Origin of the sequence: Methylophaga pinxianii (genome assembly GCF_020447225.1) — a bacterium.
GTDB classification, from domain to species: Bacteria; Pseudomonadota; Gammaproteobacteria; order Nitrosococcales; family Methylophagaceae; genus Methylophaga; species Methylophaga pinxianii.
In genome coordinates this window covers 1-21914 of the sequence record NZ_JAJAEO010000153.1, presented here as the reverse complement: position 1 = coordinate 21914, position 21914 = coordinate 1, and the positions used below count along the sequence as shown (strand labels likewise).

Annotated in this window: 17 protein-coding genes and 1 riboswitch; of the genes, 10 read left to right on the top strand and 7 right to left on the bottom strand. The window is 44.0% G+C overall.

Annotated elements, in window-relative coordinates:
• The first annotated feature begins 1 nt into the window (after position 1).
• The 6 genes from cysM (at position 2) to LGT40_RS04300 (ending at position 7334) form a co-directional block, all read left to right on the top strand.
• Positions 2-889, top strand: a complete 888-nt coding sequence (cysM, locus tag LGT40_RS04325) for a cysteine synthase CysM (RefSeq protein ID WP_226073896.1) — start codon at positions 2-4, stop codon at positions 887-889.
• Positions 889-2958, top strand: a complete 2070-nt coding sequence (locus LGT40_RS04320) for a translocation/assembly module TamB domain-containing protein (protein WP_226073887.1) — start codon at positions 889-891, stop codon at positions 2956-2958. The genes cysM and LGT40_RS04320 overlap by 1 nt, the downstream gene beginning before the upstream one ends.
• A gap of 11 nt (positions 2959-2969) precedes the next feature.
• Complete coding sequence (locus LGT40_RS04315) at positions 2970-3563, top strand: YdbL family probable chaperone protein (RefSeq protein WP_226073885.1); 594 nt, start codon at positions 2970-2972, stop codon at positions 3561-3563.
• A 92-nt stretch (positions 3564-3655) separates the two neighbouring features.
• Complete coding sequence (gene rlmD, locus LGT40_RS04310) at positions 3656-4984, top strand: 23S rRNA (uracil(1939)-C(5))-methyltransferase RlmD (protein ID WP_226073883.1); 1329 nt, start codon at positions 3656-3658, stop codon at positions 4982-4984.
• Positions 4985-5284: 300 nt separating this feature from the next.
• Positions 5285-5363, top strand: a riboswitch (cyclic di-GMP riboswitch).
• A gap of 18 nt (positions 5364-5381) precedes the next feature.
• The gene (locus LGT40_RS04305; RefSeq protein WP_226073875.1) at positions 5382-6107 is read left to right on the top strand and encodes a choice-of-anchor K domain-containing protein; all 726 of its coding nucleotides are present in this window, start codon (positions 5382-5384) and stop codon (positions 6105-6107) included.
• Between the two features lie 81 nt (positions 6108-6188).
• Positions 6189-7334, top strand: a complete 1146-nt coding sequence (locus LGT40_RS04300) for a DNA alkylation repair protein (RefSeq protein ID WP_226073873.1) — start codon at positions 6189-6191, stop codon at positions 7332-7334.
• A gap of 73 nt (positions 7335-7407) precedes the next feature.
• Here the strand turns inward: LGT40_RS04300 and ppsA are convergent, their stop codons facing one another.
• Together ppsA and LGT40_RS04290 are read right to left on the bottom strand one after the other, a co-directional pair.
• A complete protein-coding gene (gene ppsA, locus LGT40_RS04295; protein ID WP_226073871.1) occupies positions 7408-9765 on the bottom strand; it encodes a phosphoenolpyruvate synthase in 2358 nt (785 codons plus the stop codon).
• Between the two features lie 5 nt (positions 9766-9770).
• Positions 9771-10661, bottom strand: coding sequence for a pyruvate, water dikinase regulatory protein (locus LGT40_RS04290; protein ID WP_226073869.1), 891 nt, complete (start codon positions 10659-10661; stop codon positions 9771-9773).
• A 1176-nt stretch (positions 10662-11837) separates the two neighbouring features.
• Between LGT40_RS04290 and lexA the strand changes: the two genes are divergently transcribed.
• Complete coding sequence (lexA, locus tag LGT40_RS04285) at positions 11838-12440, top strand: transcriptional repressor LexA (protein ID WP_226073867.1); 603 nt, start codon at positions 11838-11840, stop codon at positions 12438-12440.
• Between the two features lie 47 nt (positions 12441-12487).
• Here the strand turns inward: lexA and galU (LGT40_RS04280) are convergent, their stop codons facing one another.
• From galU (LGT40_RS04280) to LGT40_RS04265, 4 genes are read right to left on the bottom strand one after another with little or no spacing between them, the layout of a single operon-like run.
• Positions 12488-13333, bottom strand: a complete 846-nt coding sequence (gene galU / locus LGT40_RS04280) for a UTP--glucose-1-phosphate uridylyltransferase GalU (RefSeq protein WP_226073865.1) — start codon at positions 13331-13333, stop codon at positions 12488-12490.
• A gap of 31 nt (positions 13334-13364) precedes the next feature.
• A complete protein-coding gene (locus tag LGT40_RS04275) occupies positions 13365-15116 on the bottom strand; it encodes a sugar phosphorylase (protein WP_226073863.1) in 1752 nt (583 codons plus the stop codon).
• A gap of 9 nt (positions 15117-15125) precedes the next feature.
• The gene (locus LGT40_RS04270; RefSeq protein WP_226073855.1) at positions 15126-16349 is read right to left on the bottom strand and encodes a glycosyltransferase family protein; all 1224 of its coding nucleotides are present in this window, start codon (positions 16347-16349) and stop codon (positions 15126-15128) included.
• A gap of 14 nt (positions 16350-16363) precedes the next feature.
• On the bottom strand, positions 16364-18127 hold the full coding sequence (locus LGT40_RS04265) for an HAD-IIB family hydrolase (RefSeq protein WP_226073853.1): 1764 nt from the start codon (positions 18125-18127) through the stop codon (positions 16364-16366).
• 581 nt (positions 18128-18708) lie between these two features.
• Between LGT40_RS04265 and LGT40_RS04260 the strand changes: the two genes are divergently transcribed.
• The gene (locus tag LGT40_RS04260; protein ID WP_226073852.1) at positions 18709-19074 is read left to right on the top strand and encodes a hypothetical protein; all 366 of its coding nucleotides are present in this window, start codon (positions 18709-18711) and stop codon (positions 19072-19074) included.
• A 289-nt stretch (positions 19075-19363) separates the two neighbouring features.
• A complete protein-coding gene (locus LGT40_RS04255) occupies positions 19364-20380 on the top strand; it encodes a beta-alanine-activating enzyme beta-propeller domain-containing protein (RefSeq protein ID WP_226073850.1) in 1017 nt (338 codons plus the stop codon).
• Here the strand turns inward: LGT40_RS04255 and galU (LGT40_RS04250) are convergent.
• Entirely contained in the window at positions 20372-21229 is an 858-nt protein-coding gene (gene galU / locus LGT40_RS04250) for a UTP--glucose-1-phosphate uridylyltransferase GalU (protein ID WP_226073840.1), read from the bottom strand. The two genes, LGT40_RS04255 and galU (LGT40_RS04250), sit on opposite strands and share 9 nt — an antisense overlap.
• A gap of 247 nt (positions 21230-21476) precedes the next feature.
• Here galU (LGT40_RS04250) and LGT40_RS04245 point away from each other — a divergent pair.
• A partial coding sequence (locus LGT40_RS04245; protein WP_226343165.1) for an NAD-dependent epimerase/dehydratase family protein occupies positions 21477-21914 on the top strand: 438 nt, incomplete at its 3' end.

Sequence of the window (21914 nt, the reverse complement as noted above, 5' to 3'; positions counted from 1 at the left end):
CATGGCTGTCTATCCTACCATTGAATCCTGTATCGGTAATACGCCTCTGGTACGTTTACAGCGTCTGCCCGGCAATACCAGTAATACCATATTAGCCAAGCTAGAAGGCAATAATCCTGCTGGCTCAGTAAAAGATCGACCGGTGGCCAGCATGATTCGTCATGCACAACTTCGTGGTGATATTCAGCCAGGTGATACCTTGATTGAGGCGACCAGTGGCAATACCGGGATTGCCCTGGCGATGGTGACGGCTATTTTGGGCTATCGGATGATTTTGATTATGCCCGAAAGCATGAGTATGGAACGTCGTGCCTCAATGCGGGCATATGGTGCTGAAATTATTTTAACCGATGGAATGGAGTCAGCCCGGGACCTGGCGCTGCAAATGCAGGCAATGGGAGAAGGCAAGGTCCTCAATCAATTTGGTAATTTTGATAATCCATTGGCACATTATGAAACAACGGGGCCGGAAATCTGGCGTGATACCCACGGTGAAGTCACCCATTTTGTCAGTGCCATGGGCACTACAGGAACCATCATGGGGGTTTCCAAATACTTAAAAGAGCAGAATCCTGCTGTGCAAATTGTGGGTGTTCAACCGGTTGAAGGTGCAAAAATCCCGGGCATCCGACGTTGGTCAGCAGCTTATTTGCCAGAAATCTTTGAGCCGGAAAGAGTCGATTTAACGCTGGATATAGAACAGGATGTTGCAGAAGAGACAATGCGTCGACTTGCCCGCGAAGAGGGGATTTTTTGTGGCGTATCTTCCGGTGGCAGTGTCGCTGCAGCTTTACGACTATCCGATACCATCAGTAATGCTGTCATCGTCTGCATTATTTGTGACCGTGGCGATCGTTATCTTTCCGCTGGTGTGTTTCCAGCAGAGTAATGTCCGCGAAGAAGAGATATCTCATTGCCCTAACGGTTTTGTTACTCGTTGCAACAACCTCTGTTCGTGCAATAGAACAGATTGCAATCCAGATTGGTGACTGGTCCAGTGAGCAAGTCGATATCAATGCACTGCAGGTTGAAATCAATTTATTAACAAACGGTTTTTTCATCACCGCAACAGCGAAAAGTGTTCAGTTAACCGAACCCTTTGGCCTGCTCTCCGATGTCCGTCTTCGTTGTGATTCCTTACGCTGGTTTTCTGGACAGATAGACTGCCAGGCAGGAGAGATCGAATTCAGCCATGCAAAATGGGGTCATCAAACCGTTAACTTCAAGGTGCAATCTCAAGCAGCGGAAGAGCGATATCAAATAAGTGTGAATGGCATCGACATTGAGCAAGGTGAGCTGAATGTTGAGCTGGACTATCAACAAGGAAAATGGCAAACGCATCTCAACGGTAAGCAAATCGCATTGTCCAGCTTGATGACATATCTTCAGCCATATATTAATCCATCTCAGTTAACTGTTCTTTCGCAATGGAATATCAGCGCAGTGGCTGATATTGACGCGAAGCTGAGCGGGCAAGCACTACAGCTCAATTCTGCAACAATTGATGGCACATTAAACCACGTTTCTTTTACCAATAGCACTGGGCAATATGTGGGGGAAGATCTGGCTGCAACGCTAGAGCTGACCTTGCAACATGATGCGGAGAACTGGGTTTGGCAACAAACCCTGTCAGTCGATAACGGACAGACCTATATTGAACCGGTATTTCTCGATATGGCCGAGCAGTCGATAATAATCCAGAGTGAGGGACAGTTTTCCACTGAAGAAAAAGTGTGGCAGATAACTGATCTGCAATTTCAGCAGGGAGAATCCCTGCAGGCAAATGGAATATTAAACGGGCAGAATACACAGTTAAAACGTCTGCAAATGCAATTGACCAGTGCCAATTTGGGTCAGTTATACCAAGATTGGTTACAGCCGTTTTTTCCGGGCTCTTCACTCAGTCGACTGCAAACGACCGGTCAAGTAAATGCCAATGTGCTATGGCAGCCTGAACAATATCAGGTCACGCTGGCGTTACACTCAGTCAGTCTGAAGGATGAAGCAGAGCGTTTCAGTGTTGAAAATCTGGATGGCAAACTGGGCTGGACCAATGATGACAGCCTATTACCAGTGAACCTGAGTTGGCAGTCAGCCTCTTTACTGTCAGTGCCCTTAGGTGGCTCATCGATTAAAGCCGAAGTCAGCCAGAACCAGATCCAATTCACCGAAAGCTTTTCTTTACCAGTTCTGGATGGTGGACTGACACTCAATAATTTTCAATTAAGTCTGGAAGAAGCGTCAGGGTTGAGTTGGCAGTTTGAAGGCGTATTAAGCCCGATTTCGATGAGCCAGCTCAGTCCGTTGTTAGGCTGGCCAGAATTGCAGGGAAAACTGTCTGGAATGATTCCTCAAGTCCGTTATGCCAAGGAAGAAATTAATGTAGATGGGGCGTTGTTACTGAAGCTATTTGATGGCTCGATGGTGATAAAAGATCTGCGTTTACAGCAGCCGTTTGGCAGTCTGCCTCAGCTTTACGCCAATATCGATATTAATCGTCTGGATTTACAGACGCTCACCAATACATTTGATTTTGGTACTATAAGCGGCAAATTAGATGGTCAGATCTATAATCTCCGCTTATCCAACTGGCAGCCAGTGCAATTTGATGCTTTATTTGAAACGCCTGACGAGGATCCTGGCCGCCGACGAATCAGCCAACGGGCGGTGAATAATCTATCGCAGATCGGTGGGGGGCCGACAGCCATCTTATCACGCGGATTTATGGGCTTTTTTGAAGACTTTTCTTATAAAAAGATTGGTCTAAGTTGTCGGTTGATGAATTCAATCTGCCAAATGGATGGTATCGAACCGACAGAGCAAGGGTACTATATAGTCAAAGGCGGAGGACTACCGCCATGGATTAATGTTGTTGGCTATACCCGAAAGGTGGATTGGCCTGAATTAATTGCCAGATTAAAAGCGGTCAGTCATAGCGATGGGCCAGTTATTCAATAAAGGAAAATCGAATGCGTTTATTAAAATGGTTAATGGGCAGTACAGCGGGTTTGATGTTGATTTCCTGCGTGACAATAAATATTTATTTCCCGGCTGCAGCGGCTGAAAAAGCAGCGGACCGAATTATTGAGGACGTCTGGAGCCGGGATGAAGCTCCCGCCCAACCAGCCACACCAGATGAAACCAGTCAGCTCAATCAAAACCTGCCAATAGCGATGCAGGTATTAAACTGGTTAGTTTCTCCCGCGCAAGCCGAGGCGAATCTGAATATTAACTCGCCATCAATTAATGCACTGCAAGCCAAAATGAAACAGCGCCATGAGCGGTTACATCCTTATTACCAAACCGGTGCGGTGGGATTAACCAGTGACGGTTTAATCACGCTACGTGAAGCGTCGGCTGTGCCATTAAAAGATCGTAATACGGTAAATACCCTGATTGCAGAAGAAAATCAGGATCGTAAAGCATTGTATGCAGAAATTGCCCGTGCCAATGGTCATCCTGAATGGGAATCCGATATTCAGGAAACCTTTGCTCGACGCTGGATAAGTAATGCCGCCAAAGGGTGGTGGTACCAACAAGGCGGCAGCTGGCAGCAAAAATAATTCCACGAAAACGTTAAAGTCCGGTTTTGCCCTGCTGGAGGCATGATCGGACTTTTTTTATGACTATCTATCCACTTTATAGGTTTGAACAAATGGCACGACGAAATCAAAGACAACGACTCCCAACCGAAGCCGTTCAGGCAGTCATAGAGAGTCTTTCCCATGATGGTCGTGGCATCGCCAGAATTGAAGGCAAAACGGTTTTTGTTGATGGTGCCTTGGCTGGTGAAAACGTTTCTTTTCTCTATACCCGATTGCACAAAAAATATGACGAAGCAAAAGTCGTCTCGGTTGAAAATGCTTCTGCTGATCGTGTTGAAGCCAAATGTCGGCATTTTGGCATTTGTGGTGGCTGCAGTTTGATGCACATGTCGCCAGAAGCCCAGCTAAGCTTGAAACAAGATACCTTAAAAGAACAGCTATCACATTTTGGACAACTCACCCCTGAGCAGTGGTTACCACCTTTAACAGGACCGTTATGGGGATATAGACGTAAAGCACGACTGGGCGTACGTTATGTGACCAAGAAAGAAAAAGTACTGGTTGGATTTCGGGAAAAAGGTTCTCCGTATCTGGCTGAGTTAACCCAATGTGAAGTGCTGGACCCTCGCGTGGGATTACGTCTGGAAGAGCTTGGCAAAATGATTGCCGAGTTGGAAGCCTACAACCGTATCGCTCAGATTGAAGTCGCGATGGATGACGCCAACACAGCCCTGGTATTTCGCAATATGGATCCACTGTGTGAAACAGATAAACAAAAACTGATTCACTATGGTCAGCAAAACGATTTATGGATATATCAACAACCTGGCGGACCGGATACGGTTACGCCATTATGGCCGGAAGATCCTCAACTGCATTATGCGCCTGAGGAGGGACTGAGACTGGAGTTTGCCCCGGGAGATTTTACTCAGGTCAATGCCGGGATTAATCATAAAATGATTACCAAAGCCATTGAGCTATTGGATTTACAAGAATCAGACCGTGTACTGGATCTTTTTTGTGGCTTAGGTAACTTTACGCTGCCATTGGCCAAGCGAGTCAACAGCGTGATTGGTGTTGAAGGCGATAAATCATTGGTTGCACATGCTCAACGCAATGCTGCCATTAATGATCTGACAAATGCAGAATTTGAACTGGCAGATTTGACGGTCACTCAGTTAAAAGATTATCCGTGGGCCCAGGCCGGTTTTACCAAAGTATTATTGGACCCTCCACGGAGTGGCGCCTTTGAAGTACTGGGGCAAATTGCCGATCTGGGGGCTGAAACCATCGTCTATGTGTCCTGTAATCCGGCAACGCTGGCTCGTGATGCGGGTGAACTGGTGAATGAATATGGTTACACACTGGTTCAAACGGGCATTATGGATATGTTTCCACATACCAGCCATGTTGAATCAATTGCTTTATTTAAAAAATAAATGCGATATGACTCATGCTTAATGTGCTGACTTGAGATAAAAAACAATCAAGTTTTATATCGATTTTTTAATGACGTTAAGGGTAATAATGCTTGAGTCTAAACAATTTATATCAGACGAAAGTTGGGGTGATAAACAAACTAAAAAAGCATTCAATATGGCATTATTTAAGTGAAGCAAATAAGAAATAAGTCATTATTTTAAAAAAGTTAAACTCTAGTACCAAGGTACAATAGTTTTTAGAATTTTTTCCTCTAAGATAGGCACCATTGCTCCAGTAGATAACCGGAACAATATTAATTAACTGAGTGCCAACCTTGGTGTGAGCCAAGAGACGGAAAGCCACGGGTCTTCCTAATAAGATAGCCGGGTTGCTTTTTTCTAAAAAGGAAATTTTATGAAAAATTTGCTACTTTTTGCTTCACTGTTAGTCGCTTCTGTATCGGCTAGTGCTGCTACATTCCAAGGCAGTACATCAGGAACCTTCGAAAATCCTACTGGTCCGTCTGGTATGGTCACTACTGGTGTTGGCACAAATGAATTTACTTGGGGCGAGGGAACATACAGTCATACTTCATGGCAGAGTTGTGGTTGGTTTTGTTTTCAACCAGTCGCTCAATATAATGATCCAAGCAAACTAGAAATGAGCGGTACAGGTTTCAATGCAAACGTAGATCAAACCTTTATTGCTGGTTACTTAAATTTTTACAACGGTAAAATTGTTTCAGGTACACAGGCTGAAGGCGTTGATTTATCGTTAACACTGAATTTCACTTCACCATCAGCGTTTTCTGAAACATTCACATACGGCTTTTCATTGGACAATGTTGTTAACCCAACTGGTGATACAACAACGTTTTTAAGCTCAGTACCAACTAAGTTTTTAAGCTATGCAGGCACTGATTATTACTTTGAATTAACTGGTTTTGGTGTTCACGGCAAAGATGGTATCGAACTAATTGATGAAATCTTTTTGAAAGAAGGTAAAAACAAAACTGTTAAATTGCTTGGTCAGTTCACTTCTATGCCTTCTGAAGTACCATTACCTGCAGCAGTATGGTTGTTCGGTTCTGGTCTGATGGGCTTTATGGCAATGCGTAGAAGAGCAAAAGCACAAGCTTAATTCTCTCGCAATACCGTACAATAAAAAACCGTGGCTTTCGAGCCACGGTTTTTTTATGTCTGGCAAAAGTGAGAAAGACAGATGGTCAGTTCAGAAGCGTCAGCCGAATCCAATTCAGCACCCCTATTAAAAGATCATATCAACCCGCAAAATATCCGGCTGTTGGCTGAATTAATCAAGCAACATCAACCAGCATTCCCTGCTGAGGATTTTATCCAAGCGACGACGCAGCGTTTGCATGATATGCCGCTGAAGACGCGTGTTGAGCATATTAGTCAGGGGTTAGCCACCTTTTTGGTGAATGATTATGCGCAGAATGCCAATTGGTTGAAGCTGCTCGCCGATAACTGGCCCGATAAGCAGGATAATAACGGATGGCATAGTTTTATGGCATGGCCGTTAATTGACTATGCTGGCAAGCAAGGGTTACAACAACCAGAGGTAGCCCTGGATTTGTTAAAACATCTAACATCTTTGTTTACCGCAGAGTTTGCTATCAGACCCTATATTGAAGTCCATTTTGAGCTGACTTATCGCCATTTGATGCAATGGTGTCATGATCCTGATGAACATGTCAGACGCCTGGCGTCAGAAGGAATTCGGCCACGGTTACCATGGGGCGGTTATTTAAAAGCCTTACAACGCGATCCGCAGCCCATATTTGACTTACTCACGCAGTTAAAAGATGACAACAGTCAATATGTTCAAAAATCAGTCGCCAATAATTTAAATGATATTAGTAAAGATCATCCTGAGCGAGTCATAGAGCTCTGCCGTGAATGGCTAAATGAGGCAACCCCACAACGTCGCTGGATAATACGTCATGGACTGCGCAGTCTGATTAAGGCGGGTGAGCCGGCTGTATTTCCATTATTAGGCTACAGTGAAAATCCGGCAGTAAAGGTTGAGCTTTCCCTTAATCAGCAGCAGATCATCTTAGGACAAAGCGTAGGGATTGAGGCAACACTCGTTTCGATGGCATCACAACCACAAACATTTGTGGTGGATTATCGGGTCTGGCATATGAAAGCCAACGGTAAAGCTACAGCCAAGGTGTTTAAGTGGAAGAGTGTTGAGCTGGAGAGAGGGAGGGAGATTTCTCTGAGTAAATCGCATGGCTTCTTAAGCCTGACAACAAGACGTTATTACAATGGCAGCCACACCATTGAACTGTTAATCAATGGTGTGAGCCATGCTCAAGCTGAAGTAGAGCTATTGCTAGAATGAGCGTTCAATTTCACCAACGAGTTGATTTCCAGCTCGTCTAATGAAATTGAACGTTCAAACGGGGTATCAGCGTTTAGTGCTTGGCCAATGCCTGCCAAGTACTGACAACTGTATCCGGGTTTAATGAAATACTGGTGATGCCACGCTCCAGTAACCATTCTGCCAAATCGGGGTGGTCAGAAGGACCTTGACCACAAATACCAATATATTTATCGGCTTTATGGCATGCGTTAATCGCCATATCTAACATCGCCAGAACGGCTGGATCACGCTCATCAAATGCTTTGGCAATTTGTGCAGAGTCGCGGTCTAATCCTAATGTCAGCTGAGTCATGTCATTAGAACCGATGGAAAAACCATCAAAAAATTCTAAAAACTGATCTGCAAGCACGGCATTTGATGGCAATTCACACATCATAATGACGCGCAGACCATTTTTACCGCGCTCCAGGCCGTTCTTTTTCAGAATCTTAATAACGGCTTCAGCTTCAGTTAACGTGCGAACAAATGGAATCATGATTTCGACGTTGGTCAATCCCATGACATCGCGCACACGTTTAATCGCTTCACATTCCAATTCAAAGCAAGCTTCAAACTCGGGTGAGCTGTAACGTGCCGCACCGCGGAAACCGATCATTGGATTTTCTTCGTGAGGCTCAAATTCCGCACCGCCAATCAGATTGCCATATTCATTCGATTTAAAATCGGACATACGCACAATCACTTTGGCAGGGTGGAAAGCTGCAGCGATAGTTGAAACACCTTCTGTGATACGACTGATATAAAACTCAACCGGATCACCGTAAGCAGTGGTTCTTTCCTTGATAATCTGTTGTACTTCGGCATCCATTTTATCTGCGGCCATTAAGGCCTTAGGGTGAATACCGATGGTGTTATTGATGATGAATTCCAAGCGGGCCAAGCCAACGCCATCATTTGGCAGTTGTGAGAAACTCATGGCCCGGTCTGGATTACCCACATTCATCATGATTTTAACGGGAAGTTTAGGCATCTCATCCAAAGACTGAATACGATGTTCAAATTCCAGCAGTCCCTGATAGATATACCCTTCGTCACCTTCAGCACAGGACACGGTGGCGTTAGCGCCTTCAGCAACTTTTTCGGTGGCATCGCCACAACCCACAACGGCTGGAATACCTAATTCACGCGCAATAATAGCGGCATGGCAAGTACGGCCGCCACGATTGGTAATAATCGCTGCAGCTTTTTTCATGATCGGTTCCCAATCGGGGTCGGTCATGTCCGTTAATAACACATCACCCGCTTCAAATTGGTCCATTTGATCCAGGCTGTTCAGAATCCGAACCCGGCCACGACCAATTTTTCTGCCGATAGCACGACCTCTGGCGAGTAATTCACCTTTGTCTTTTAAGATGAACTGCTCTGTCACATTGACACTGCGGCTTTCAACCGTTTCTGGTCGAGCCTGAACAATGTAAATCTGACCATCATTACCATCTTTAGCCCATTCGATATCCATAGGTCGTTGGTAATGTTTTTCAATCACCATCGCCATCCGGGCTAAGGATTCGATTTCTTCGTCATTCAAACAAAAATGTAACCGTTCCTCAGGATCGACATCCACGGTTTTCACGGGTGATTTATCATCACCGGAATAAATCATTTTGAGTGCTTTCTGACCAAGCGTTCTGCGCAGCACTGCCGGGCGTTCAGCCGTTAAGGTTGTCTTATGAACATAAAACTCATCAGGGTTGACCGCACCTTGTACAACCATTTCACCCAGACCATAGCTGCCGGTGATAAACACAACATCACGGAAACCACTTTCTGTATCCAAGGTGAATGCGACGCCAGCAGAGGCGATATCAGAGCGCACCATTTTTTGAATGCCGGCAGACAATGCGACTTCGCTGTGTTCAAAACCTTGATGATCGCGATAGGCAATGGCCCGGTCATTAAACAGAGATGCAAAAACTTCTCTGATGGCAAACTTGATATTGTCTAAACCGGAAACATTGAGGAAGGTTTCTTGTTGTCCGGCAAATGAGGCATCAGGTAAATCTTCCGCGGTGGCGGATGAGCGAACAGCCCAGCTGGTTGAAGAGCCGTATTCCTGAACTAGTTTTTCATAAGCCTCATCAATAGCCGCTTCCATTTTTTCGGGATAAGGAATGGTCATGATCCACTCACGGATAGTTTTACCCGCTTTTTGCAGCTCAACAACGTTGTCCACATCCAGATCACGCAATAAATCGTTTATCTGGTCTTGAAGTCCGTCATGCTTTAAAAATTCTCTATAAGCATCAGCGGTAGTTGCAAAACCGCTTGGAACGGCTACACCCAAAGGGGCTAAGTTCTGCAACATTTCGCCTAAAGAAGCATTTTTTCCGCCAACTCTGCCGACATCATTCATGCACAACTTATCGAGTGGAATTACATATTCGGTCATGACACCTACCTTAAAGTTTTAGTTTTATTAAATGTAATGGTTGATTCGCGGATGCGCTCACGCGCAAGCCCCAATGTGCGAACAACACGGCTAGATATTTCTTCAATAGAAGTATTCGTCGTATCAAAAACAGGGATATCTATTTTTTCAAACATGATCATGGCTTTATCTAATTCTGCCTGACATATTTCCAAAGAGGAATAATTACTGTCAGGTCGGCGCTGACGACGAATACGGCTCAGAGGAACCGGTTTAATCGTTAAACCAGCAAGCTTATGCTTATGTATTTTAAGATATTCCGGTAGCTCTTCGGCTTCCAAATCCTCCACGGTCAACGGATAGTTAGCCACTTTTAGAGAGAAGTTCATTGCCAAATATAAGCTGGTTGGCGTCTTACCACAACGTGAAACCCCGACCAAAATAACATCTGCTTCTTCGTATTGGTCGGGACGAATACCATCATCATGCGTCAGCGCATAATCAATGGCATCCAAACGTTTTTGATAAGTGGTATCACTGATGGAAATACGGGAGACGCCCAATTTTTGCGAAGATTCAACGCCAAGAAAAGTTTCCATTGAACCGATAAAGTGATGAAACAAACTAATGACAAAACCATCACAGTCTTCAATGATCTGTTGAGCTTCATTATTCACTAAAGTACTGAAAACCAAAGGGGGTAAGTCAGATTCAGTGCATAAAGAATTAATTTGTTCCCGAGCATCTTCTGCTTTTTCTTTGGTATCTACAAAAGCCAGCGTAATTGTTTCAAATTCAATATCCGGAAATTGCGCTAATAGACATTTCCCGTATGATTCTGCGGTCAGGCCTGTACGATCTGATACGAAAAATACATTTCTGATAGGTTGATTATTATTTTCGATTAGATCGCTCATATATTAATAGTGTTCAGAAAGAGGTGTATTGTTCAACAAAAAGTTCAGGATTCAAAAGATAGTTTGGAAATTAAATTCAGTAAACCAATTTGGTTCGTCATTATATCGTAATTTGTTGAGTTTATTACTTCTCTTGTTGAACAAAAGGATTTGAATAATTTAAACGGGGAATCACGAAGTGAAAATTGCTGAATGTGGTCAGCAAAGATATATCTGGCATACGTATTGCGCCGAGATGATGAACTATCGGTTTTTTGTAAGAGGACGGTTAAAGACGGTATAAATATTACTACAGGTGAAGGTAATAATTGTTGATTAGCATATGTAACAAAAGTTAAAAATACCGAGCTGCTGAAGCTCTCGAGGGAGAAAGGGTAGCGTCCCATAACAATCTTTCGTAAAAGAATACCCGAACAGATCAAGATGGGACGCCAAGGCTAATGCAGGATTTAAGAAATAAATAGGCTATTTAATTCCGATTGCTGACCTTTGTTAAATATCTCCAATTTGCTTCAAGCCATGAATAAACCAAAAGCCACCAGTCCGATACAAGCCACCGACACTGCCACTATAAATTCAATAAAATGTTCCATCAGCCATTCTTCTAGTTTGTGCATGGTACATCTCCATAATAACGGTGAAATAAAGCGTTTTTCCGTTATCAATTATCATGCTGCCACTATCAGAATTCATTGATCTGGATCAAATCATTTCAGTGTTTTTCGACACTGTTTCGCGAGTCTTAACAACTACAGGGTTTAAGCCAAATACCAGCCGATAGCGACCAGGCCCAACCAAAAAACGGTGAACAGTAAGATGATATGCGGGAATTTTTGCATCAAAAATTCATCAATCTTTTTGAACATATTTACCTCATGTGTGATTCATTTTTAGCCGCTAAAGATACCAGCTGCAAATGGATTATACCAGTCTAAAAAAAGTGTTTTGCAATGTTTTCAATGAGGTGTGGGCTTTTGGCATGCTTAGCATTCAGTACTGACAGAAAATTAGCAGCACCATCAATCACTGCCTGAACAGCAAAACGAGACTCGCTTTATCTTGATAATAAAAAATATACCGAGATTCTGAACAAAAAAATTGAAATTTCTCTTGTATCTGTGGAGGAATTTCTCTATATTTTCTCTTCTCGTTATATTCTCATATGGGTGAGTATTCATGCTAACAAAAAGACAACAAGACACGCTCAACTTCATTCGTCATTACATAGAAAAAAATGGTGAAGCGCCTTTGGTCACAGAAATCGCGGAAGGGTTGGGAATCGCATCACAAGGGACAACACACCGATATATTCAGGCTTTGATTGATGGCGGTTATCTGGAGCGGCTGACTGGCAGAACACGTGGCTTACAGTTGAATGATAATGCGAAGCCCGATCAGTCTTTAATTTTCCCGATGATGGGGAAAATTGCTGCAGGCAGATTAATTGAAGCCGTGCCGGACGAGTCCGAAATTGATCTGGGAATGATGTTTAAAGGCAAAGGCCGCTATGTACTTAAGATCAGTGGTGAGTCAATGATTGGTAAAGGCATCATGTCAGGGGATTATGTCGTGGTCGAGTCAACCAGACAGGCTAAACATGGTGACATGATAGTGGCACTGGTAGATGGCTATGATGCCACCCTCAAAACCATGTTGGTTAATCAGGATGGCACCATTACCTTAATGCCGGCAAATGACGCCTTTGAACCGGTGACGTTGGATGCAAAACGCCTCAGTATTCAAGGCGTTGTAGTCGGACAGTTACGCACCTATCCATAATGTATCCCGGTAGGGCTTCGATCCGGGAGAAGCGAGGTTCATGGACTTTAACCATATTGCTTTTTGAAGTAATAGTTGGTGGCTTCAACATATCCCGCAATACTGCCACAATCAAAACGGTGTCCTTTAAATTTGACGGCAAGCACAGGTTTTTCCTGCGCCATGGTACGGATTGCATCGGTAATCTGTACTTCGCCGTTGGCACCAGGCGGAGTGTTGCGTAAATAATCAAAGATATCGGGTGTTAAAACATAACGACCGATAATTGCCAGATTGCTGGGGGCATCCTCGGGCTTTGGTTTTTCAACCATGTCGTGAATACGATAAATATTCGGTTCAATCTCTTCACCAGAAATAATCCCGTAACTTCCGGTAGCATCGGCTGGAACTTCTTCAATAGCCACAATAGTGCATTGATGTTTTTTATAAAGTTCAACCAATTGTCCCAGGGCGCGTTGACCTCCGTCTTCGGGTGAGGCACATAAGTCATCTGCCAGTAATACCGCAAACGCTTCATTACCAATAATCGGTTCACCAGTCAGGATGGCATGGCCTAACCCCAACATGGCGCGTTGGCGCATAAAGATAAAATCACAGGTATCCATAACATTACGGATATCAGTGAGATGAGATTCTTTGCTGGTGCCTTTGATCTGCTGCTCCAGTTCGAAACTGGTATCAAAATGATCGGCGATGGCTCTTTTACCTCGGCCGGTAATAAATCCCATACTATGCAGACCTGCTTCCATAGCTTCTTCTACGCCATATTGAATCAAGGGTTTATCCACAATAGGCAACATTTCTTTTGGCATGGCTTTAGTCGCTGGCAGAAAACGTGTGCCATAGCCGGCAACAGGGAAGAGACATTTGCGAATAGTTGCTTGTTCAGTCATGAAGGAGTCCTTAACTTTAAATAGATGGAAATTAGCGATTACTCAGCCAGAGGCATTGATAGGGAGAAAGCTGAACATCACTTTGCCAGGAGTCTATGGCATCGCCACTGATAAGATCATGCCAATCATCAGTTGCCACCAGATTAAGATCGGCAATTCGAACGTTTTGCAGTTGATCACTGATATTAAATATACAGAATATGCTCTGCCGTCGGTCTATACTTTGTCGCCAGAAGCCAAACAAGCTGTCCCCAAGTTGCAGCGTATATTGTGTTGCATTGGGATGAAAGGCCGGTTGTTGCATACGAAGTTTAATCAATTCCGTCAGTTTACGATAAATCATCGAATGATTATTGGCAGAATGGGTTAATGCGGCCCGAATGGCGTTATCATCCCATTGATGGCGGTTAATTGCCCGGTTGTGCTGGTGTTGTGCAAGTCGTTGATAATCATTTCCCGTGGCCAGCAGGCTATGGATATAAATCCCGGGGATGCCTTCCAGCGCCAGCATGATGCCATGTGCACAGATAAACCGTGCGTGATGCCATTGATCGGGCCCTTTTACCGTGCCTTGTAACGCATCGTATAGCGAGATATTAATCTCATAGGGTTTTTTAATATTGTTTTCAGCGGCGCGCCAGGAAATTTCTCCGCCAAAACCCTGCATAGTTGAAATCAGCGCAGCAATTTCGCTGTCAGTGAGCAATCCTTCAGCAGGTCTCAGGCCAATGCCATCATGTGAAGCAATAAAATTAAAATATGCGGTGCCATTTTGAGCTGGCGGCATACTCATCAGCCACTGACGTAAATACTGGCAGTTTCCACTGATGAAGGTATTGAGCAGCAGGGGGGGTAAGGAGAAGTTATATATCCAATGCGCTTCATTGGCGTTGCCAAAATAACTGAGGTTTTCCCGGTTGGGGATATTGGTCTCGGTAATGATCACCGCATCGCTTTGCGCCTGTTCAATCAATAAGCGTAATGTACGAACTAATTCATGCGTCTGGGGCAAGTTCAGGCAACTTGTACCTGCTTGTTTCCAGAGAAATGCCACCGCATCCAGACGAAACAGGCGTACACCTTGATCAAGATAAAAGCGGATAATCCGTACAAATGTTTTCAGGACTTCGGTATTACGAAAATCAAAATCTACTTGTTCATGACTGAAGGTACACCAAACATGTTTGATGCCATGAACGGTTTCTGTCTCACGCAACAACGGGTTTACTCGAGGGCGTACGACCAGTGAAACCGGCGTGTCAGATTCACAGGTATAAAAATAATCATGGCCTTCGCCTTCACCTGCAATAAAATTCTGAAACCATTGGCTGCTACTGGAACCATGGTTAATCACCAGATCTGCCATCAGGCGATAATCCTTTGCTATGGCATTAATATCTGACCAGTCACCTAATTCTGGATTGACTTGAAAAAAATCTTTTACCGCAAACCCATCGTCACTGCAGTAGGGGAAAAAGGGCAGGATATGCACTGTATTGATGCAATCAGCAAAATAATCATCTAAAAAGCGTTTCAAAGTTTGTAAGGGTAACTCGTCATTTTTCAACACACTGTTGCCGTAGGTGATCATGGCAATATCATTCGCATGCCATTTATTTTGATGTGGTTGGGGCGATTGTGCTTCGGGACTGACCTGCATAATGGCTAATAGTTCATTCGCCAGTTGTGTAAGTGTTTGAGAATCGTGAAACTCACCATAGACCGTAGTGAGGTGATAGAGCACATTATATAAGACAGCCGGGCGATCAGATGTTTTGGTCATGGTTACCCTTTACGGCGAAAATTCCTGATAATCGTCTTCTACTGCCTGATAAATGCGTTCAAAAATATCGGGCAAAGCACTTTGAACACGATTCCAGCTTGGAATAAAAGGCGTCTCCATCGGGTTTTCAAGAAAAATCTGTCCAGCGTCCATGATGTTTCGGGCAAACATTTCAACCGAAGCCTCCTCCTGATGAATGTCGAATTTTAGGCCATTCATCTCAGCATCATTACGATAGGTTTCGACAAAGTCCAAGGCAATCCGGTAATAAGTAGCTTTAATGCTGCGGAAATGCTCAGGACTGAATACGGTGCCTTTGGTCGCCAGCTTACGGAATAATGCCTTGGCAATATCAATCGACATTTTGGACAGACCACCTTGCTGATCATCCGATGATAAATCCTGATGTTTATGATCGTAAATATCTGCAATATCCACCTGACATAAGCGATTATTGGCATAGTTGCGATGCATTTCAGACAACACACCGATTTCCAAGCCCCAGTCACTGGGAATCCGGATATCACTCAATACATCACGGCGAAATGAAAACTCTCCCGCTAACGAATAGCGGAAACTGTCCATATAATCGAGATAATCACTCGGTCCCATAACTGCTTTGAGTGCTCTGAGCAGGGGAGTAATTAATAATCGATTTACCCGGCCATTCAGTTTTCCTCCCGAGACCCGTGCGTAATATCCCTTGCAGAATTCATAGTTAAACATCGGGTTAGCCACTGGATAAATTAAGCGGGCCAGGAGTTCAGTGTTATAGGTCACGATGTCACAATCATGTAAAGCAATAGATTCCGCTTTGCCTGAGGCCAAAATATATCCCATGCAATACCAGACATTCCGGCCTTTACCTGCTTGTTGTGGTGCCAGATTCAGAGCTTGTAACTCAGCGTCTATAGCGCTTAACCGTGGTCCGTCATGCCACATGATCCGGTGATGTTGCGGCAGCTCATTGAAAAAATGTAAAGCATGTTTGAATTCGTCAGCATTGGCTCTGTCCAGGCCGATGACAATCTCTGATAAGTACGGCACCGTTTTCAATTGTTGAACAATGGCTGAAAGCGCTTCACCCTGCAGTTCTGAAAACAATGAAGGCAACAATAAGCCCATTGGGCGTTGCTGGCTGAATTGCAGCAGATCCTGTTCTAAATCGGCCAGATGACGGTGCGTCAGATTATGTAAGGTGGTGATAATGCCATTTTGATGAAAGTCTGCCATGGGAGCCCTCTGTTTTAATGCATAATCGCAGTGTTGAGGTGGAGCTGTTGTAAAACCTGTTGAACGCCTTCTGCCCATCCACGAGGGCCACAGTGTGTGGCTTTCATGACATCATGATGGCGTTTTAATATTGGAAATGCATTAACCGGGGAAGGAATAAGTAAAGCCATATCAGCTTTTTCCAGCATGGCCACATCATTCTGGCTATCGCCAATCGCCAGGCTGATGAAACGTTTATCGGGGCAAAAGTTTTCATACACTTGTTTCAGCCACTGGATTGCCCGTCCTTTATCACATTGACCCGAGACATGTAAAAAGCGGCCACCGATCAACACTTGTGCACCGCGTTTGCGGATTTCTTCAATAAATTGTTTTTGTTTGCCCGGATTACCGTGCCACGCCAATGCTTCACCATATTGTCTGCGAGCGGCGCGTGCTGCGGCATGTACATCCAAACCGGTCATCGCGATAATGCCGTCAATGCCAGCTTGGGCAAATGTCGTGAAATCGTCGTTGAATAGCGGTTTAACCGACTTAATAACCGACTGCCAATGAGCACGAGGTTGCACAAATTCTTTAATCCAGTAATTACCGCTGGTTTTAGTGTCTTCTGGTTGGTTTGGAAAATAATTCACGGGAATGAACACAGCGGCACCATTTTCACAAATGAAAGGATGGGGATTGGCGAGTGATTCACTTATTTGTTCGATTTCAGACTGGGTTTTACTGCTAACAGGGATCAGTGGAATTTGCAGCTGCTTTAATTTTGCCAGCACCGGATCGGCATCATCGTGGCGATAGCTATGGTGATCCAGCAAGCTGCCATCCAGATCGGTAAACACCAGCAGGGAGGTTTTGGGGCATGTAGCTGCTGGCGTTGATTGTTTGGGACGTTTTAATGCCACGATATCTCTTTCCATATTGAGTTCAAGGACATAATCCATTTGCTCCGGCAGCGTTTCGAGACAGTGTTGAGTGACACGCTGATAGTGTTGAATAAATCGTGCAATATCATCCGCACTCATAATTTTGTTATTGGTTGAAGTTGCCGATTGCTGCAACTTTTCTTCCTGTTCCAACCGCCAATCATAGACACAATCAAAGCTTGGCGCCTTGAGCATAATCCAGCTATCAACGCGTTGAAAAAGGGCAGGATAGTCATATTCGAGTTTTTGATTCACGAACCGTCGCCAGTTGGCATCGGGATCTTCACTTTGTTCCAATGCATTCAGAGGCGTTTTCAGTACCGCTTCAGGTTGTGGACAAGCCCCCATGCACCAACCTTCCAGAACAATAAATTTAGGTGCGCGTTTCAGCACTGGCCATTGTTCTACGGGGTAGCGATCATCATGTGCTTTATCAAACCGGGGAATCGCGATGTTCTTACGTTCAGAAAGTAATTTATCAACGGTGGACAAGGCTAATTCGATATCGTGCGTTCCCGGTGCGCCTCGGGTAGCCAGTAAGGGATGAATCGTGTGGGCTAAATCAATTCTTTGTTGATGGGTAAGATAAAAATCATCCAGAGAAAGGGCAATGGCGGATTGATGATGCTGAGTGATGAGTAAATGAACTAGACATTCCGCTAAGGTACTTTTACCAGAGCCTTGCGCACCATGGATGCCGATGATTATGGGGCGTTTTGCTCTTTTTTGGTGCAAAACTAATTCATCTGCGATGCCCATAAACCAGTCATCAATTTGTTTGGCATATTTAGCCGAAAGCTGATGCGTGCTCAGAAAACTCTGAATGTTTGTAGAAGGATTGACCATCACCATTGCCTGTTCCAATCGATATTGAAACAGCCTGACGCAAGTTTCATACCGGTATAGTGAAAATTCCATCAACCCAGACGGAAGCGAGGTAATTCAGAAGCTGAATAAATCGAGCGCTTTGTCAAAATGATTAAAAGACAAGAATTGAAAGTAGAGAAAACATCGCCGCGTGGAATCTTTTTAATAAAAACAAACAAGGGAATTTTTTTCAAAAATTGAGATTGGTTGAGAAAATTTTACCTGATATACACGACAGTTCATCTTGGATAAATGAAACATTACCGAAACCAGGCAAAAAAAAAGGGTAAACCCGAAGGTTTACCCAAAGCTCAGCACGCAGCGAGAGAGAACGAACATGCACTGAAGAAAACTACAATAGTGATATAGCATTAACGATGCCAAAAAAATATATATAATAAAAACAAAGAATTAACATTTTTCTTCATGATCAGAGCTTGATTTTTCGCACCACAAAAATGCGGCTTTGCACCTCGGCAGCGCATTTTGTTATCAATATTAGGAAATTTTCCCAGCTGGTGATCAGTCGAACGTTTTTTTGCGTTACGAAAACTAGGCGTTCCGATATGAAAAGACTAATCACCGCAGGTATTTTTGTATTCTCCACATCAGTGATGGCGGCTGACATCCAAAGTGAACAAAGTTTGAGTAAGGATTGTTATCAGGAATGGCAGAGTCGGGGATGGACTCTCGGGGAGGATCGTCGGCCTGCAGACGAAATTCAGGGTTTTCGTGAGGGCATGATGCGTATATGCGAGGTGCGCACGGAATTATTTTTGCAGGGCGCGGATGTCTCACCTTATATACAGGGCCGGTTACGTGATTTGGCACCGTATATCTTCACTGCAGACAAAGATGACATCAAAAAACGTATCCTGGAGGTGAATGACTATACCGCCTATCCCGAGGGCTCCGGCTTTTTATCAGAATAAAATTAAGTCCTTGCTGACTCATTGAAATAAGTTAAAAAAACACCTACATAGGGTATGATTAAAATCATATATTCCGATGATTTAGAACGAAACGCTTTTATTCGGTAAATGCTTTTATCAATAAAACGGTGGCTTTACCTTTAAAAGCGATGCACGACTTATTTTAATTTAAGTACTTGTTAAACAATGAACTCGTCACCTTCATAGAATCGCGTTATCACTGTTTTTTCTCGTTTGTGTGGCATCCATCACGGCATGCTCCGAGAAGACCGAAACCGAATCGGCCGCCATGTTTCGATCTGATTTACAACGTAGTGGCGATTTTCTCACCACTGGCCCAACAAAGAAGCCAGAAATACTCTGGCGTTATCATGCCGAAGCCGGGGCTTCATCATCTCCAATACGAAGTGGTGATCTGGTTTTTTCAGGACGCTTTGATGGCTTGATGTTGGCACTGAATAACAATACCGGCAAAGAAGAATGGCGATTTACCACTCAGGCAGGTGTTTTTTCAACACCGTCGGTAGCAGAAGAACAACTGATATTTGGCAGTGATGATAATAATATCTATGCATTGAACAAGTTTACCGGCAGCTTTTTATGGGCCTTTGAAACACAAGATAAAGTCTTTGCCTCACCATTGATCGTAGACGACACCGTTTATATTGGCAGTCTGGATAGCTATTTTTACGCCATAGATCGGCACAGTGGTCACCTGAGGTGGCGGTTAAAAACACAAGGCCATGTAGATTCCTCTGCTGCAATCAAAGATGACCGATTATATTTCGGCAGTGATGATGGTTCGTTATATGCGGTTACCACCGAAGGCGATGTCGTGTGGACCTTGGATACTGGCGCAGCGATAGACGCTTCTCCCGTGATTTCTGCAGACGATAATATGCTTTATGTAGGTAACGACGCCGGGGTGTTGTTTGCTGTTGATCTGGAAACGGGTCAACCTGTCTGGACTTTCGAGTCGGGTTCTAGACTATTTGCCTCGCCTGCTTTGAAAAACCAGCAAATCATTTTTGCGGCGACCGATGGTCGGGTTTTTTCCATGAACAAGGAAAGTGGTGAACCCTTTTGGCAATTTGATGCTCAAGCCGTTGTTCTGTCATCGCCTGCAATTGCCGGAGAGCAGGTGTTTATTGGCTCAATGGATGGTTATTTACACGCAGTTAATATAAACAACGGTGAGCAAACATGGCGTTTTGATTCAGGTTGGGCCATATTTGCTTCACCATTTGTTGATAATGGGACACTCTATATAAGCAGTGATGACGGGGATGTGTTTGCGTTACGCTGATTTATTCAGGTGTTCTGTTTCGTAATAGAAATTGGTGGCTTCAACAAAACCTTCAACACTACCGCAATCAAAACGACGACCTTTAAATTTAACGGCTAAAACCAAACGGTCCTGGGCCATCAAGCGCAAGGCATCAGTGATTTGTACTTCACCATTGGTGCCTGGCTTTGTTTTACGTAAATATTCAAAAATTTCCGGTGTCAGGATATAGCGGCCAATGATCGCCAGATTACTCGGCGCTTCTTCGGGTTTAGGTTTTTCCACCATATCTTTGATTTGATAAATCCCGGGCGCGATTTCATCACCAGAAATAACACCATAGCTATGGGTTTCATCAGCAGGGACTTCTTCAATCGCCACAATACTGCACTGATAGCGTTCGTATAAAGCCACTAACTGACTTAATGCACGTTCTCCACCATCTGCAGGTTTGGCACACAAATCATCCGCCAGAATGACCGCAAATGGTTCATTGCCAATCATTGGTTCACCGGTGAGGATCGCATGACCCAGCCCCAGCATTTCACGTTGGCGCATAAATACAAATTCGCAGTTATCCATCAGGTAACGAATGTCGTCCAGAAATTTTTCTTTGGGAGTGCCTTTAATTTGATGTTCCAGCTCAAAACTGGTGTCAAAATGGTCTGCAATCGCGCGTTTGCCACGTCCGGTAATAAAGCCAACCTGGGTAATACCTGCCTCCATGGCTTCTTCAACACCGTATTGAATCAACGGCTTACTCACAATGGGCAACATTTCTTTAGGCATGGCTTTAGTGGCTGGCAAAAAACGTGTGCCATAACCGGCAGCCGGGAATAAACATTTTCTAATGAGACTTTTTACAGCCATCGACGAGATCCTTATGAAACTGTTGTGGAAAAAAGTGATGACGTTAAGCTAAAGTAATTGCCTGTGAAGTTCAACAACTGCATAGACAAACTATCTAGATGAGTCACCGTTGGACTGTTATATTGTAAACGTTAATCATGACTATTTAGTGTCGTTCAATACGCTTCTTCATCTCCATTCAGGTCAAAGATGACCATGAAATTTGCTCAGGTAAATTTCAATCATTTTTGTGGATCAAGGAATAAAAATGAAAGTTTTAGTACTCGGCGGTGCGGGTTACATCGGATCACATATTTGTAAAGCGTTAGCTTTACTGAATCATCAAAGTGTGGTGGTCGATAACTTGAGCACCGGTCATCGAGAAGCGGTTCGCTGGAGCCGCTTTATCGAAGCTGACATTCTGGAGCCTGATACATTAATCAAAATATTACAGGAAGAAGGCCCTTTCGATTTGATTATGCATTTTTGTGCTAAATCGCTGGTGGGCGAATCAGTGGAAAAACCTGCACTATATTACCGAAATAATGTGGCTGGCACATTGAATTTACTGGATGCCATGGTGGCTACTCAACATAACAAACTGGTTTTTTCCTCCACTGCAGCCGTTTTCGGTATGCCTGAAAAAGAGTTAATCGACGAGCAGCATTCACGTCTACCTATCAATCCGTATGGCCAATCAAAAAAA

Bases quoted from the DNA above. Each gene is read 5' to 3' on its own strand.
- cysM (WP_226073896.1), top strand. From the start codon at position 2: ATGGCTGTCTATCCTACCATTGAATCCTGTATCGGTAATACGCCTCTG.
- LGT40_RS04320 (WP_226073887.1), top strand. From the start codon at position 889: ATGTCCGCGAAGAAGAGATATCTCATTGCCCTAACGGTTTTGTTACTC.
- LGT40_RS04315 (WP_226073885.1), top strand. From the start codon at position 2,970: ATGCGTTTATTAAAATGGTTAATGGGCAGTACAGCGGGTTTGATGTTG.
- rlmD (WP_226073883.1), top strand. From the start codon at position 3,656: ATGGCACGACGAAATCAAAGACAACGACTCCCAACCGAAGCCGTTCAG.
- LGT40_RS04305 (WP_226073875.1), top strand. From the start codon at position 5,382: ATGAAAAATTTGCTACTTTTTGCTTCACTGTTAGTCGCTTCTGTATCG.
- LGT40_RS04300 (WP_226073873.1), top strand. From the start codon at position 6,189: ATGGTCAGTTCAGAAGCGTCAGCCGAATCCAATTCAGCACCCCTATTA.
- ppsA (WP_226073871.1), bottom strand. From the start codon at position 9,765: ATGACCGAATATGTAATTCCACTCGATAAGTTGTGCATGAATGATGTC.
- LGT40_RS04290 (WP_226073869.1), bottom strand. From the start codon at position 10,661: ATGAGCGATCTAATCGAAAATAATAATCAACCTATCAGAAATGTATTT.
- lexA (WP_226073867.1), top strand. From the start codon at position 11,838: ATGCTAACAAAAAGACAACAAGACACGCTCAACTTCATTCGTCATTAC.
- galU (WP_226073865.1), bottom strand. From the start codon at position 13,333: ATGACTGAACAAGCAACTATTCGCAAATGTCTCTTCCCTGTTGCCGGC.
- LGT40_RS04275 (WP_226073863.1), bottom strand. From the start codon at position 15,116: ATGACCAAAACATCTGATCGCCCGGCTGTCTTATATAATGTGCTCTAT.
- LGT40_RS04270 (WP_226073855.1), bottom strand. From the start codon at position 16,349: ATGGCAGACTTTCATCAAAATGGCATTATCACCACCTTACATAATCTG.
- LGT40_RS04265 (WP_226073853.1), bottom strand. From the start codon at position 18,127: ATGGTGATGGTCAATCCTTCTACAAACATTCAGAGTTTTCTGAGCACG.
- LGT40_RS04260 (WP_226073852.1), top strand. From the start codon at position 18,709: ATGAAAAGACTAATCACCGCAGGTATTTTTGTATTCTCCACATCAGTG.
- LGT40_RS04255 (WP_226073850.1), top strand. From the start codon at position 19,364: ATGTTTCGATCTGATTTACAACGTAGTGGCGATTTTCTCACCACTGGC.
- galU (WP_226073840.1), bottom strand. From the start codon at position 21,229: ATGGCTGTAAAAAGTCTCATTAGAAAATGTTTATTCCCGGCTGCCGGT.